The organism is Streptomyces sp. NPDC004031 (genome assembly GCF_053604375.1).
On sequence record NZ_JBSGHL010000004.1, the window covers coordinates 169854 to 183666 of the forward strand.

The 13813-nt window shown below is 73.0% G+C and carries 10 protein-coding genes; 3 read left to right on the forward strand and 7 right to left on the reverse strand.

All coding sequences use genetic code 11. From position 1 onward, the window contains the following. The 3 genes from ACWERV_RS04015 to ACWERV_RS04025 form a co-directional block, all read right to left on the reverse strand. Entirely contained in the window at window positions 1-2196 is a 2196-nt protein-coding gene (locus ACWERV_RS04015) for a coagulation factor 5/8 type domain-containing protein (protein ID WP_452928403.1), read from the reverse strand. A 270-nt stretch (window positions 2197-2466) separates the two neighbouring features. Further along, complete coding sequence (locus ACWERV_RS04020; protein ID WP_452928405.1) at window positions 2467-3573, reverse strand: sugar ABC transporter substrate-binding protein; 1107 nt, start codon at window positions 3571-3573, stop codon at window positions 2467-2469. A gap of 192 nt (window positions 3574-3765) precedes the next feature. Beyond that, a complete protein-coding gene (locus ACWERV_RS04025) occupies window positions 3766-5985 on the reverse strand; it encodes an NADP-dependent isocitrate dehydrogenase (protein WP_452928409.1) in 2220 nt (739 codons plus the stop codon). A 281-nt stretch (window positions 5986-6266) separates the two neighbouring features. Here ACWERV_RS04025 and ACWERV_RS04030 point away from each other — a divergent pair, with 281 nt between their 5' ends. After that, complete coding sequence (locus ACWERV_RS04030) at window positions 6267-7112, forward strand: MIP/aquaporin family protein (protein ID WP_452928411.1); 846 nt, start codon at window positions 6267-6269, stop codon at window positions 7110-7112. Here ACWERV_RS04030 and ACWERV_RS04035 read toward each other — a convergent pair. Continuing rightward, the gene (locus ACWERV_RS04035) at window positions 7034-8158 is read right to left on the reverse strand and encodes a LacI family DNA-binding transcriptional regulator (RefSeq protein WP_452928413.1); all 1125 of its coding nucleotides are present in this window, start codon (window positions 8156-8158) and stop codon (window positions 7034-7036) included. The genes ACWERV_RS04030 and ACWERV_RS04035 overlap by 79 nt on opposite strands. 366 nt (window positions 8159-8524) lie before the next feature. Between ACWERV_RS04035 and ACWERV_RS04040 the strand changes: the two genes are divergently transcribed. Beyond that, window positions 8525-10081 carry a glycoside hydrolase family 43 protein gene (locus tag ACWERV_RS04040; RefSeq protein ID WP_452928416.1) on the forward strand — a complete coding sequence of 519 codons (1557 nt, stop codon included), beginning with the start codon at window positions 8525-8527 and terminating at the stop codon, window positions 10079-10081. A gap of 135 nt (window positions 10082-10216) precedes the next feature. Here ACWERV_RS04040 and ACWERV_RS04045 read toward each other — a convergent pair whose 3' ends face one another. Genes ACWERV_RS04045 through ACWERV_RS04055 form a run of 3 tightly spaced genes read right to left on the reverse strand, consistent with a single transcriptional unit; the run spans window position 10217 to window position 12852 of the window. After that, window positions 10217-11248: an NAD(P)/FAD-dependent oxidoreductase gene (locus ACWERV_RS04045; protein WP_452928418.1), complete on the reverse strand. Its 1032-nt coding sequence runs from the start codon at window positions 11246-11248 to the stop codon at window positions 10217-10219. Further along, window positions 11245-11760, reverse strand: coding sequence for an isoprenylcysteine carboxyl methyltransferase family protein (locus tag ACWERV_RS04050; protein ID WP_452928421.1), 516 nt, complete (start codon window positions 11758-11760; stop codon window positions 11245-11247). The genes ACWERV_RS04045 and ACWERV_RS04050 overlap by 4 nt, the downstream gene beginning before the upstream one ends. A gap of 6 nt (window positions 11761-11766) precedes the next feature. After that, window positions 11767-12852: a type III polyketide synthase gene (locus ACWERV_RS04055; protein WP_452928424.1), complete on the reverse strand. Its 1086-nt coding sequence runs from the start codon at window positions 12850-12852 to the stop codon at window positions 11767-11769. Between the two features lie 130 nt (window positions 12853-12982). Between ACWERV_RS04055 and ACWERV_RS04060 the strand changes: the two genes are divergently transcribed. Then, the gene (locus tag ACWERV_RS04060) at window positions 12983-13801 is read left to right on the forward strand and encodes a UbiA family prenyltransferase (protein WP_452928427.1); all 819 of its coding nucleotides are present in this window, start codon (window positions 12983-12985) and stop codon (window positions 13799-13801) included. The last annotated feature ends 12 nt before the right edge of the window (window positions 13802-13813 follow it).

Below are 13813 nucleotides of genomic sequence, written 5' to 3' on the forward strand. Positions count from 1 at the left end.
TCAGGGGAAGTTGACGACGTTGACGGGCGTGGTGTTCGTCGGGGTGACGGCGCCGGTGTCGTTGATGACATGGCTGATGGTGCCGACATTGCCGAGCGAGACGGTGAGCACCGAGTGGAAGCGCACGCCGGAAGTGTTGGGCACCTCGAAGGCGTGGTAGTTGTTCACCGCGGGGTTGACGTTGAAGTAGCAGTAGCTGCCCAGGCCCCAGGCCTCGTGGCTGGTCACGTTGTCGGCGACCTTGTAGGCGGCGTAGCCGTTGCGGCCGTTGGGGTTGGTCCAGGCGGCCTGGTTGGGCGGGTCGTACGGGTTCTCGTTCTGGAAGAAGATCGTGCGGCCGCCGTTGCCGTTCCAGATCACCTCGTACTTCTGGTAGTGCTCCACGAACAGGCCGGTCGCCAGGACGTTGTCGCCGTTGACGATCAGGCCGGTGTCGGCGGTGTTGGTGCCCCAGCCGACGGTGCCGGCGTTGCCGTGGTCGGCGCGCCAGGCCCAGATGTGGTCGATGAGCGTGTTGTCGCTGTTGACGACGAGCGAGGTGGTGGCCTTGCCCGCGCGCTCGCCGCCGATCCGGAAGAAGACGTCCTGGATGCTGGTCGGGTCGCTCGCGTGGCTCGCGGCCGAGCCGGACGGGCCGATCGTCAGCAGCGCCTGCGAGTTGGTGGTGCCCGCGTCAAAGAGCAGGCCCTTGAGCCGGACCCCGTCGACGTCGGCGACCTGCATGGCGTTGACGCCGTTGTCCGGGACGAAGGTCGGGTACCCGATGCCGAGCACCACGGTGTCCGCCCGGTTGACCTGGAGCGTCTGGTTCAGGTGGTACACGCCGGGCGTGACGAACAGGTTGCACCCGGCGGCCAGCGCGCTGTTGATGGTCGCGGCGGTGTCGCCGGCCTTGACCACGTAGAACTGGCTCATCGGCAGCGAGCTGCCGGGGGTGGAGCCGTTCGCCCAGCTCGCGCCGGACGCGTTCTGCCGCAGCGAGGGCAGGAAGACGCGGTACTTGCCGCTGCCGTCGAGGTAGAGGTAGGGCACGTCGCGCGAGACGGGGGTGGTGCCGAGCGTGGTCTCGGGCGGGTTGGGGAAGGTGTTGCCGGGCGCGCCGGTCACCCCGGAGAAGACCATGTTCCACACGCCGCCGTCCCAGCTGCCCAGGTTGCTGTCCCGGGTGTACCACTGCTGCTGGGAGATCGACGCGGTCTGGCCGGTGACCTTGGTGTCGGCGATGTAGCCGCCGCTGGCCCAGCCGTAGCTGGCGGGGTAGAGGGCGAGGTTGCCGTGCACATCGATCCGGCGGAAGGGCGCGGCCTGCGCGACGGCCCAGCGGTTGGTGCCGCTGGAGGGGTTGATCGCCAGGTTCTCCGCGCTGCGCCAGAAGTTCTGGGTGGCGTTGCCCGCGTCGGAGGCGTTGAAGGCGTCGACGGTGACGTCGCCGTTGATGGTGACCTGGTCGGGGTTCTGCCCCAGGCCCGCGACGGAGGTGTAGAAGCCGACGTTGTCCTCGACGTTGTAGGTGCCCGGCTTGAACAGGTCGGCGACCCGGTTCTCGCTGAACTGCGCGGTGTTGGTGTCCTTCATCTGGTTGAACTGCGCGTCCAGCTGCGCCTGGATGGCGGCGTTGCCCATCGACGGGTCGAAGACGTGCACGTTGGGCCCGAAGTTCGGGGTGTCGGACTGCCCGGTGCAGTTGCCCGCGGGCGGCGTCGTGCCGCCGGTGCTGCCGCCGCTGGTTCCGGTGCTGGTTCCGGTGCTGGTCCCCGTGCTGGTGCCGGTGCTCGTGCCCGTGCTGGTGGCGCCGCCGCTGCCCTGGGTGTGGGTGAACTGCGGGCTGTCGTACTGCGGGCCGTTCTTGGTGTACGTGAACGAGTACGTCACGACGGTGCCGACGGACACCGGCGAGACGGTGTACGTCCAGCTGCTGCCGGAGGCGGTCATCTGGACGTTCTGCTGGCCGGCGGTGCCGACCTGGTAGTGGATGATCACGTAGCTCGCGGGCGAGGTGGGTGTGAAGGTGAACTTCGCCTGCGTGGAGGAGGGTTCGGACACGCTCTGGGTGTAGTCGTCGGCCGCCGAGGCGCTTCCTGCGGTGCCGATCAGGCCCAGCAGCCCGGCGAGGGCGAGGACCAGCGCGGCCAGCAGTGCGACGGGGCGCCGGTAGGAGCGCTGCCGGGACGGGCCCGGTGGGAGGGTTCTGCGCATGGTGGGGTCCTTTCCCTGGCTTCGTGAAGTGAACGCCAGGTCAGCGCGGGTGTGGGGGGTAAATCGCGCTCAGCACTGCGCATTTCAGGTCACGTCACGACCATGACCCTTGGATTCAGCTGGTTGAAAACGCTCTCAGTCTGCGGATAGGAGAACCCCTGAATCCGTAAGGCAGTGTCAAGGGGCCCATGGCATGCCGTCAAGAAGAAGAGCGGGATTCACGCGCTGAACGCGTGAATCCCGCTCGGGTGGTGCGGTGGTACGGCGGGGTTACTTGATGCCGGCCGCGGCGCAGGCGGAGGCGGCGTCACCGGTGCAGATCTGCGCGGCGGTGTAGGTGCCGTCGGCGAGCACGGTGTCCTTGATGTTGGTCTTGGTCACCGAGACCGCGTCGAGCAGCTTGGCCGGCACCATCTCGCCGGACCCGCTCTTCTTGGTGGTGTCGGCGACGGACTTGAAGTCCTTCCCCAGGAGCAGGTCCACCGCGATCTCGGCGGTCGCGAAGGCCTCCGGCTTGGCGGCCTTGTAGACCGTGGAGGTCTGGGTGCCCACCAGGATCCGCTGGATCGCGGCGAGGTCGGCGTCCTGGCCGGTCAGCGGCACGCTGATACCCGCGGCGTGCAGGGCGGTGGCGATACCGCCGGCCATCGTGTCGTTGGCGGAGTAGACGCCCTTGACGTTCTTCTTGCCGACGGACTGGATCGCCGCGGTGACCTTCTGGTTGGCGACGTCACCCTTCCACAGGCCCGTCTGCTCGTAGGCGACGGTCACCTTGCCGTCCAGGACCTTGTGCGCGCCCTGCTTGAACTCCGCCGCGTTGGGGTCGGCGTCGTCGCCGTTGATCATGATGATCTTGGACTGCGGGGTGGCACTCGCGCCCATCGCGTCCAGCAGCGCCTGGCCCTGGAGCTCGCCGACCTTCTCGTTGTCGTAGGAGACATAGGCCGACACCGGGCCCTGCGCCAGACGGTCGTACGCGACGACCTTGATGCCCTTGTCCACCGCCGCCTGGACCGAGGACCTGATGCCGACGTAGTCCTGCGCGTCGAGGATCAGCACCTTGACGCCCTTCGCGATCATCGCGCTGACCTGCTGCGCCTGCTTGGCCGGGTCGCCGCCCGCGTTGGCGTACTCCACGTGGCAGTCGGAGCACAGCTCCTGGATCTTCTGCTCGATGAGCGGCTTGTCGAACTTCTCGTAGCGGGCCGTGACGGTGTCCGGCAGGAGCAGACCGATCGACTTGTTGCCGCCGTCGCTGCTGGAGCTGCTGTCCTTGCTGTCGGACTTCTTGTCACCGGCCTTGCCGCACGCGCCCATGGTGAGCGCCAGCGCGGCCACTGCGGTTCCTACGACTATTCGGCGGGCAGTCGTGTTCATTGCGGCGGTGCCTCCCCTGATAAGGCCGCCACGACGCGGCCCATGTGCCGCGAAGTCAACTCGGCACCCTGGCTGCGCGTCAAGAAGTAAATCATCGGAGGGATAACGCACCGAGACGCCGTCACCCCGGCTCGGTGACGACCGGCCGGGGTGACGGGGGTGTTGCGGACAGGTGTCCGAAAGGGCGTGCGATCAGCCCAGGGAGGCGATGGCCTGGTTGAACGTGGCCGACGGGCGCATCACGGCGGCCGCCTTCGCGGGGTCGGGCTGGTAGTAGCCGCCGATGTCCGCGGGCTCGCCCTGGACAGCGATCAATTCGGTAACGATGGCCTCCTCCTGCTCCGCGAGCGTCTTCGCGAGCCCCTCGAAGGCAGCCGCGAGGGCCGGGTCGTCGGACTGCGACGCCAGCTCCTGCGCCCAGTACAGGGCGAGGTAGAAGTGGCTGCCGCGGTTGTCGATGCCACCGAGGCGGCGGCTCGGCGACTTGTCCTCGTTGAGGAAGGTGCCGGTCGCGCGGTCCAGGGTGTCGGCGAGGATCTGCGCCCTGGCGTTGCCGGTGGCGTTCGCCAGGTGCTCGAAGCTCGCGGCGAGCGCGAAGAACTCGCCCAGGCTGTCCCAGCGCAGGTAGTTCTCCTTGACCAGCTGCTGGACGTGCTTGGGCGCGGAGCCGCCGGCGCCGGTCTCGAACAGGCCGCCGCCGTTGATGAGCGGGACGACCGAGAGCATCTTGGCGCTGGTGCCCAGCTCCAGGATCGGGAAGAGGTCGGTCAGGTAGTCGCGCAGCACGTTGCCGGTCACCGAGATGGTGTCCTCGCCGCGGCGGATGCGCTCCAGCGAGTAGGCGGTGGCGGCCTGCGGCGTCATGATCTCGATCGTGAGGCCGTCGGTGTCGTGCTCGGGCAGGTACGCGCGGACCTTGGCGATCAGGTTGGCGTCGTGCGCGCGGGTCTCGTCCAGCCAGAAGACCGCCGGGACGCCGGTGGCGCGGGCCCGGGTGACGGCGAGCTTGACCCAGTCGCGGATCGGCACGTCCTTGGTCTGGCACATCCGGAAGATGTCGCCGGCGCTGACGACCTGCTCCAGGACCGCCTCGCCGCTGCCGTCCAGGACCCGGACGGTGCCGGTGACGGGGATCTCGAAGGTCTTGTCGTGGCTGCCGTACTCCTCGGCGGCCTGCGCCATCAGGCCGACGTTCGGCACCGAGCCCATGGTGGCCGGGTCGAAGGCGCCGTGCGCGCGGCAGTCGTCGATGACGGTCTGGTAGACGCCGGAGTAGCTGCTGTCCGGGATGACGGCGAGGGTGTCGGCCTCGTTGCCGTCCGGGCCCCACATGTGGCCGGAGGTGCGGATCATGGCCGGCATCGAGGCGTCCACGATGACGTCGCTGGGCACGTGCAGGTTGGTGATGCCGCGGTCGGAGTCGACCATGGCCAGCCGCGGACCGGCGGCGAGCTCGGCCTCGAAGGACGCCTTGACCCTGTCCCCCTCGGGCAGCGACTCCAGGCCCTTGAGGATGCCGCCGAGGCCGTCGTTCGGGGTGAGCCCGGCGGAGGCGAGCGCGGCGCCGTACTCGGCGAAGGTCTTCGGGAAGAAGGCGCGGACGACGTGGCCGAAGATGATCGGGTCGGAGACCTTCATCATGGTGGCCTTCAGGTGCACCGAGAACAGCACGCCCTCGGCCGCGGCGCGGGCGACCTGGGCGGCCAGGAACTCGCGCAGCGCGGCGACCCGCATCACGGAGGCGTCGACGACCTCGCCGGCCAGCACCGGCACCGACTCGCGCAGCACGGTGGTGCTGCCGTCGTCACCGGCCAGCTCGATGCGCAGGGCGCCGTCGGCGGCGATCACCGCGGACTTCTCGGTGCTGCGGAAGTCGTCGGCCGACATGGTCGCCACGTTGGTCTTGGACTCCGGCGTCCACGCGCCCATGCGGTGCGGGTGGGCCTTGGCGTAGTTCTTGACCGAGGCGGGGGCGCGGCGGTCGGAGTTGCCCTCGCGCAGCACCGGGTTGACGGCGCTGCCCTTGACCTTGTCGTAGCGGGCGCGGATGTCGCGCGCCTCGTCCGACGCCGGGTCGTCCGGGTAGTCGGGCAGCGCGTAGCCCTGCTGCTGGAGCTCGGCGACGGCGGCCTTGAGCTGCGGGATGGACGCCGAGACGTTCGGCAGCTTGATGATGTTGGCACCCGGGGTGCGGGCCAGCCGGCCCAGCTCCGCCAGCGCGTCGTCGATCCGCTGCTCCTCCTGGAGGTACTCCGGGAAGGCAGCGATGATCCGGCCCGCGAGCGAGATGTCACGGCTCTCGACCGTGACGCCGGCCGTCGAGGCGTAGGCCTCGATCACCGGCAGGAACGAATACGTCGCCAGGGCCGGCGCCTCGTCGGTGTGCGTATAGATGATGGTCGAGTCAGCCACCGGTTACTCCGCTCCAGTTTCCAGCACTACGTTGCCGGCATCGAGAACATTGCTTGATATCAAGATATCCCGTTGCCGTCGGGAGCACGACGAGGGGGCGCACCCACGGCGGCGCGCCCCCTCGTCCGCCCACACGACCCGGCCGCGCTCCGACCGGACGGGCTAATCCCGCGCGCCCGCGCGCCGCGACCGTGTTTCGGTGGAGCCCTCACGCACCGGAGCGGTGCGCGCACCGACAGCGACCACAGTCGGCCCGCGGGGGCCGGCGGGAAGCGGTAGCCATGGCGTCACGTGCACGGGGCTCAGGACTGGTCGGCGAGCTGGCGGCGGAATTCGCCGGGACGATGATCCTGCTGCTGATCGGCGCCGGGGTGGTCGCCCAGGTGGTCGCGGGCGGCGAGCTGACCCAGCCCAAGGGCGGCCTCGGCGGGCACGACGCGATCGCCTGGGCCTGGGGCCTGGGCGTGACGCTGGGCGTGTACGTGGCCGCCCGGCTCAGCGGCGCGCACCTCAACCCCGCGGTGACGGTGGCGCTCGCGACCTTCAAGGGCTTCCCCTGGCGCAAGGTGCTGCCGTACGCGCTCGCGCAGACCGCGGGCGCCTTCGTCGCGGCGCTGATCGTGCGCTGGAACTACAGCGAGATCCTCGGGCACGCCGACCCCGGGCACACCTTCAAGACGCAGATCGTCTTCTCCACGCTGCCCGGCAACGGCTCGCTGAACGCCGGGGTGCACGAGTGGGGCGCCTTCCGCGACCAGGTGATCGGCACCGCGATCCTGCTGATCCTGATCCTGGCCGTCACCGACGTGCTCAACACCCCGCCGGGCGCCAACCTCGGCGCCTTCATCATCGGCCTGATCGTGGTGGCGATCGGCATGGCCTACGGCGCCAACGCGGGCTACGCCATCAACCCGGCCCGTGACCTCGGCCCCCGGCTGGCCAGCTTCATCACCGGCTACCACACCGCCTGGCGGGACCAATGGGGCAATCTCTACTGGTGGGTGCCGATCGCAGGACCGCTGGTCGGCGGGGTGCTGGGCGGGGCGATCTACAAGATCTTCGTGGGGCGGTTCCTGCCCACCGCCGAGCCCGAGCCGCCGGGCCGGGTGCCGGCGTCGGAGTCCTGACGCGGCGGGGCGGAGCTGTCCCGGACCACCAGGGACGTGGACAGCTCCACCCGCAGCACGTCGAGGGTACGGCCCTGGACGAGCTGCAGCAGCATGTCGGCGGCGGCCGCGCCCATCTCGGCGAGCGGCTGCCGCACCGTCGTCAGCGGCGGCGGCGACCAGCGGGCCTGCGGGAGGTCGTCGAAGCCGACCACGCTCAGGTCGTCCGGCACCCGCAGCCCGCGCTGCCGGGCCGCCTCGTAGACACCCAGCGCCATCTGGTCGCTGGAGGCGAAGACGGCGGTCGGCGGGCGGTCGGCGGCCAGCAGTTCGGCGCCGAGGGCGAAGCCCGACTCGTGCGAGAAGTCCCCCTCCCGCACCAGGGCGTCGTCCACCTCGGCGCCCGCCGACTCCAGGGCGGCGCGGTAGCCGTCCAGCCGGGCCCGGCTGCACAGCAGGGCGGGCGGCCCGGTGATGATGCCGATCCGGCGGTGGCCCAGGCCCAGCAGATGCAGCACCGCGCTGCGTCCGCCGGCCCAGTTGGTGGCGCCGATGGTCGGGATGTCGAAGGTCGGCACACCGGCGGGGTCGATCACCACCAGCGGCATGCCGAGCCGCCGCAGTTCGGCGTTCAGCTGCGGCGCGGGCTGCGAGGTGACGAGGATCGCGCCGTCGGAGTTGCGCGAGCGCACCCCGACCAGCCACTGCTGCATGGAGGCCGCGTGGTGGTGCACCGCGGAGACCACCGCGCCGACCCCGGCGGCGTGCGCGACCTTCTCCACACCGCGCAGGATCTCCACCGCCCAGGGGCTGTCGAGGTCGTTGAACACCAGGTCGACGAGGTTGGCGCGGCCGGTGCCGCTGCCGGCGCGGCGCCGGTAGCCGTGTTCGGCCAGCAGGTCCTCGATACGGCGCCGGGTCGCCGCGGCCACGTCGCTGCGCCCGTTGAGCACCCGGGAGACCGTGGGCAGGGACACCCCGGCCTCGCGGGCGATGTCGGCGATCGTGACCCGGCCCGCGCTGTCTGCCGCCACCGGTGCCTCCTGTCGCAGGTGGGCTCCCAGCATAGGCAACGCCCAGGGCCCGCAGCACGGGTGCGCGGCGGACGCGGTCCGGCCGCGGCCGTACGGCGGACGGACGGGCCCGCGGCGCGGGCGAGTTGCGGCGGGAGGGTTGACGGGACCGGTCCCCGCTTCTAACGTCACGCTGAAACTTCCGAAAGCATTTCGCAAGTTTCGACGCTCCGGGGCGTCCCACCACGACCTCCGCGCGGGCACCTTCCCGCCCGCCGCGGCGGGCACGGCGGCGTTCTCGTGGTCAGCGCCGATGACCACGAGAGCGTTGACCGGGTCTCCGGCGACCCGGCCGCAGACCTGGCGCGGTCTGCGCTGTGCGCCCGAAACGTTTCGGCCAGCGAAGGACACGCATCACCCATGACCCTCACGGCGACCAACCCGGTCCTCCCCGGCTGCTTCCCCGACCCCTCGGTCGTCCGCGTCGGGCAGGACTACTACCTGGCCAGCTCGTCCTTCGCCTACCACCCCGCCATCCCGCTGCACCACAGCCGCGACCTCGTCCACTGGCGGCCGATCGGCCACGCCGTGGACCGCGCCGACCAGATCGACCTCGGCGGCATCCGGGCGAGCGGCGGCATCTACGCGCCGACCCTGCGGTACGCCGACGGGCGCTTCCACCTCGTCTGCACGGTCGTCGACGGGCGCGGCGCCTCCGGCAACTTCCTGCTCAGCGCCGACGACCCGGCGGGCGACTGGTCCGACCCGGTGTGGCTGCCCGAGGCCCCCGGCTTCGACCCCTCGCTCTTCTTCGACGACGACGGCTCGGCCCATCTGCTCGGCACGCGCGAGATCCCCGGCACCGGCGGCCGCACCGAGATCTGGCTGCGCGCCCTGGACCTGGAGGCCGGCAAGCTCACCGGCCCCGAGCACGTGCTCTTCCGCGGCGCCCTGGTCGACGCCCGCTGGGCCGAGGGCCCGCACCTGTACAAGGTCGAGGGCCGGTACGTGCTGCTGCTCGCGGAAGGCGGCACCGAGCACGAGCACGCCGTGACCGTGGCCCGCAGCAGCGAGCTGACCGGCCCGTACGAGAACCACCCCGGCAACCCGGTGCTCACCCACCGCCACCTCGGCCGCTCCTACCCGGTGTCCGGCGTGGGCCACGCCGACCTCGTGCGGACCCCGGCCGGCGACTGGTACGCGCTGGCGCTCGCCTCCCGCGTCTACGGCGGCCCGCACTCCAACCTGGGCCGCGAGACGTTCCTGGCCCGCGTCGAGTGGGAGCACGGCTGGCCGGTCTTCAACCCCGGCGAGGGACGGCTCACCGACCACGTCGAGGTCGCGCTGCCCGCGCACCCCTGGCCGGTGCCGGACACCACCGACCACTTCGACGCCGGCACGCTCGACACCGCCGTCTGGAACCTGCTGCGCGGCCCCGCCACCGACGCGTACAGCCTCACCGAGCGGCCCGGCCACCTGCGGCTGCGGCTGCTCCCGCAGACCCTCGCCGAACGCAGCACCCCCGCCTTCGCCGGGCGCCGCCAGCAGCACATCGACTGCGCCGCCGAGACCGAGCTGGACTTCACACCGGGCGCGCCCGGCGAGGCCGCCGGGCTCGCGGTGCTCCAGAACGACACCCACCACATCACGCTGCTGGTCACGACCGCCGCGGACGGGGGCACGGTGGTGCGGCTCACCGAGCACAACGCCGGAACCGGCACGGTACGCGGCGAACTCCCGGTCGGCCCAGGTCCGTTGAGGCTGGGCCTGCGCACCCGCGGACAGCACTACACCTTCTCCGTCACCCAGTCCCCCGACGGCCGCCGCGACGTCGGCACCGTCGACGGCCGCTTCCTCAGCAGCCAGGTGGCCGGCGGCTTCACCGGCGTCTACCTCGGCCCGTACGCGACCGGCCCCGCGGGCGGCACGGGCCACGCCGACTACGACTGGTTCCGTTACGGCCCCGCGGCCGGATAGCCACTCCCCCCATGGACCCCGCCGCCGGTGCGGGGAGGGAGAGCCGTACGCCCGGCGCGTGGGCCGGGCGTACGGCGCCACCGCCGGGGACGCCTTGAGGGGGGCGTCCCCGGCACCGGACCCCGGGCCGCGGGCTCAGGACAGCCGGTTGACCGCGGAGGTGAACAGGGCCGGGCAGCGGGCGGCGGCCGGGACGATGCGGCGGGCCGACCACGGGCGGGCGCGCAGCCACAGCAGGGAGCCGGTCAGCATCCGGTAGTCGCGGGAGACGCGGCGCCACGCCGCGTCGTAGTCCTGCGGGCGGTCCGCCAGCACGCAGCGCACCAGCTGCTCGGCCGCCGCCAGGGCGACCGCGATGCCCTCGCCGGTCAGCGCGTCGACGTAGCCCGCCGCGTCGCCGACCAGCAGGACCCGGCCCGCCGCCCGGGTCCGTACCCGCTGCCGCAGCGGACCCGCGCCGCGGGCGGCGGTCGCGGCCTGCGCGGGCAGCCGCTCCAGCAGCCGGGGGAAGGCGGCGAGCTGCGCGGCGAACGGGCCGCGGTCGGCGGTCAGCACCGCGACGCCCACCAGGTCCGGCCCGACCGGCGTCACATACGCCTCGGCGCGCGCCGACCAGTGCACCTCGACGACGTCGCTCCACGGCGGCACCGCGAAGTGCCGGCGCAGCCCGTAGCGGGCGGGCCGCTCCCCCGGCGCCGCCGGGCCGGTGTCCGCGCCGAGCCGCAGCGCGCGCCGCAGCGGCGAGTGCAGGCCGTCGGCCGCGGCCAGATAGCGGGCGGTGATCCCGGCGGCGGTGACGCTGCGGGCGTCCTGCCGCACTCCGTCGACCCGCAGCGGCAGGACCGGTACGCCCAGGCCCGCCGCGGTGGCCGCGAGCGCGGTGTGCAGCGCGGTGCGGCGCACGCCCCGGCCGGGCGTGCCGCGGAAGCGGGCCTCGGCGCGGTGCCGCCCGTCGAGATAGGCGATGCCGTGCAGCGCGGCTCCTGGCACGTCCACGCCCAGCGCGGCCAGCCGCCGTACCGCCGAGGGCATCAGGCCCTCCCCGCACGCCTTGTCCACCGGCCCCGGCCGGGGCTCCGCGACGACCACGTCGAGGCCCGCGCGGGCGGCGTGGATCGCGGTGGCCAGGCCCGCCGGGCCGCCGCCCGCCACCAGCAGGTCGATCACGCGGGGGCCGCCGCCGCGAGCGCGGCGTTCTCGCACCGCAGCCGCACCGCGAGCAGCGCGGTGTTCGCCAGGCCGAAGCACAGCGCCGTCAGCCACGCCCCGTGCACCAGCGGCAGCGCCGCGCCCTCCACCACCACGGCCAGGTAGTTGGGGTGCCGCAGCACCCGGTACGGTCCGCGGTCCACGAGCGGCAGGCCGGGGACGACGATCACCCGGGTGTTCCAGCGCGGCCCCAGCGTGCCGATGCACCACCAGCGCAGCACCTGCGCGCCGAGCGCGAGCCCCAGCATCGGCCAGCCCAGCGCAGGGACGAAGGGCCGTCCCATGGCGTGGACCTCGGCCAGGCAGCCGGCCAGCAGCCCGGTGTGCAGCAGCACCATCACCGGGTAGTGCCCGGCGCCGTACTCGGTGCCGCCGCGCGCGAAGCTCCAGCGCGCGCCGCGGCGCGCCGCGGCCAGTTCGACCAGCCGCTCGGCGGCGACCAGCAGCACCAGCAGGGTGTACCCGGACATCGGCGGCTACCAGCGCAGCAGGACGGTCTCGGAGCAGAAGCCCGGCCCCATCGCCAGCACCAGCCCCGGGCTGCCGGGCAGCGGGCGCTCCCCCGCGAGCACGTCCCGCAGGATGTGCAGCACCGACGCCGAGGAGAGGTTGCCGACCTCGGCGAGCGAGCGCCAGGACGCCTCCAGCGCGCGGGCCGGCAGGTCCAGTGCCTCGCGCACCGCCTCCAGCACGCGCGGGCCGCCCGGATGGCACACCCAGCCGGTCACGTCCCGCGGCTTCAGCCCGTGCCCGGCGAGGAAGTCCTCGACCTCCGGCCCCACATGACGGCGCACCAGGCGGGGCAGCTCGCCGCCCAGCACGATACGGAAGCCGCCCGCGCCGATGTGCCAGCCGAGCAGGTCCCCGGTGTCCGGGTAGAGCCTGCTGCGGGCCGCCACCACCTCCGGCCCGGACGCCGCGCGGTCCCGTCCCACCGCGACGACCGCGGCGGCGCCGTCGCCGAACAGCGAGCCCGCCACGGCGTTGGCCGCGGAGGTGTCGCCGCGCTGCAGCGTCAGCGAGCACAGTTCCACCGACAGCAGCACGGCCACCGCGCGCGGGCGCGCCTGGAGGTAGTCGTGCAGCCGCGCGAGGCCCGCGGCCCCGCCCGCGCACCCCAGCCCGAACAGCGGCAGCCGCTTCACGTCCGGCCGCAGCCCCAGCCGCCCCGCGAGCCGCGCCTCCACGGACGGGGCGGCCACGCCCGTGACCGAGGTGGAGATCACCAGATCCACCTCGTCCGGCGCGACACCGGCCGCGTCCAGCGCGCCCCGCACCGCCTCGCCGCCCAGCACCTGGGCCTGCTCGATGAACAGGTCGTTGGCCTCGCCGAAGCTCGTGAGCCGCGCGTAGCGCTCAAGGGGAAGGGCGAGGTGGCGGGTCCGCACACCGGACGCGGCGTGCATCCGCGCGAGGACGTCCCGCCCGGGTGCGCGGGTGCGGCCCTGCGGCGTCCGCCCCGCCGCGCCGTCCGGCGCCATGCTCGCGAGCGCTTCCGTGATCTCGTACTGCTCGTACCGGTACGGCGGAAGCGCCGTGTGGACGGCGCCGATTCGGGTCATTTGCTCAGCATACGTATGACTTCACCCGATTTACCCCGCCGCCCGGTCGTGTCGCCCCCCGGGAGGGGCGGACCGGCGTGGGAGCGGGGGGCCGGGAGAGCGGCGGGGCAAAGTGGGGAGGGTGTGGGGCGTGGTGAGGGCGAGTCATCCGGAGGCGTGCGCCGCCGTCACCGGTGTGATGGGCGTCCTCGCAGCGGCTTCCGGCGCGGACACCGGCCACTGCGTGCTGCTCGCCGCCGCGGTGCTGAGCGGCCAGCTGTCGGTCGGCTGGTGCAACGACGCCGTAGACGCCGCGCGGGACACCGCGGCCGCCCGCCGCGACAAGCCGCTGGCGGCGGGCGGGGCGTCCCGGGGCACGATCGCCACCGCCGCGGGCCTCGCGCTCGCCGCGTGCGTCCCGCTCTCCCTCGCGGTGGGCCGCCTCGCCGGTGCCGCCCACCTCACGGGGGTGGCGGCGGCGTGGGCGTACAACCTCGGGGTGAAGCGCACGGCGGCCTCGTGGCTGCCGTACGCGCTCGCCTTCGGCCTGCTCCCGGCGTTCGTGACGCTGGGCCTGCCGGGTCGTCCGTGGCCGCCGGGGTGGGCGCTCGCAGCGGGCGCGCTGCTCGGTGTGGGCGCGCACGTCACGAACGTGCTGCCGGACATCGACGCGGATCTGGCCGCGGGGGTCCGCGGCCTGCCACAGCGGCTGGGCGCCCGGCGCTGCCGGGTGCTGGGCCCGCTGCCGCTGCTCGCCGCGTCGGCGGTGCTGGTGTTCGGGCCACCGGGACCGGTGGGGCCGGCGGGCTGGGCGGCGCTCGCCCTGACCGGCGTCCTCGCGGCGGCGACGACCGCCGCACCCGCGGGCCCGGCGGCCGCGAGCCGGCTGCCGTTCCTGACGACGCTGGTCCTCGCCGTCACCGCCGTGGCCCTGCTGGTGCTGCACGGCGGCTCGCTCGGCCCGCGCTGACGGATCGGCGCA

Excerpts from the sequence above, each read along its gene's own strand:
- ACWERV_RS04015 (WP_452928403.1), bottom strand. The coding sequence starts at position 2,196 with ATGCGCAGAACCCTCCCACCGGGCCCGTCCCGGCAGCGCTCCTACCGG.
- ACWERV_RS04020 (WP_452928405.1), bottom strand. The coding sequence starts at position 3,573 with ATGAACACGACTGCCCGCCGAATAGTCGTAGGAACCGCAGTGGCCGCG.
- ACWERV_RS04030 (WP_452928411.1), top strand. The coding sequence starts at position 6,267 with ATGGCGTCACGTGCACGGGGCTCAGGACTGGTCGGCGAGCTGGCGGCG.
- ACWERV_RS04035 (WP_452928413.1), bottom strand. The coding sequence starts at position 8,158 with ATGCTGGGAGCCCACCTGCGACAGGAGGCACCGGTGGCGGCAGACAGC.
- ACWERV_RS04040 (WP_452928416.1), top strand. The coding sequence starts at position 8,525 with ATGACCCTCACGGCGACCAACCCGGTCCTCCCCGGCTGCTTCCCCGAC.
- ACWERV_RS04050 (WP_452928421.1), bottom strand. The coding sequence starts at position 11,760 with ATGTCCGGGTACACCCTGCTGGTGCTGCTGGTCGCCGCCGAGCGGCTG.
- ACWERV_RS04055 (WP_452928424.1), bottom strand. The coding sequence starts at position 12,852 with ATGACCCGAATCGGCGCCGTCCACACGGCGCTTCCGCCGTACCGGTAC.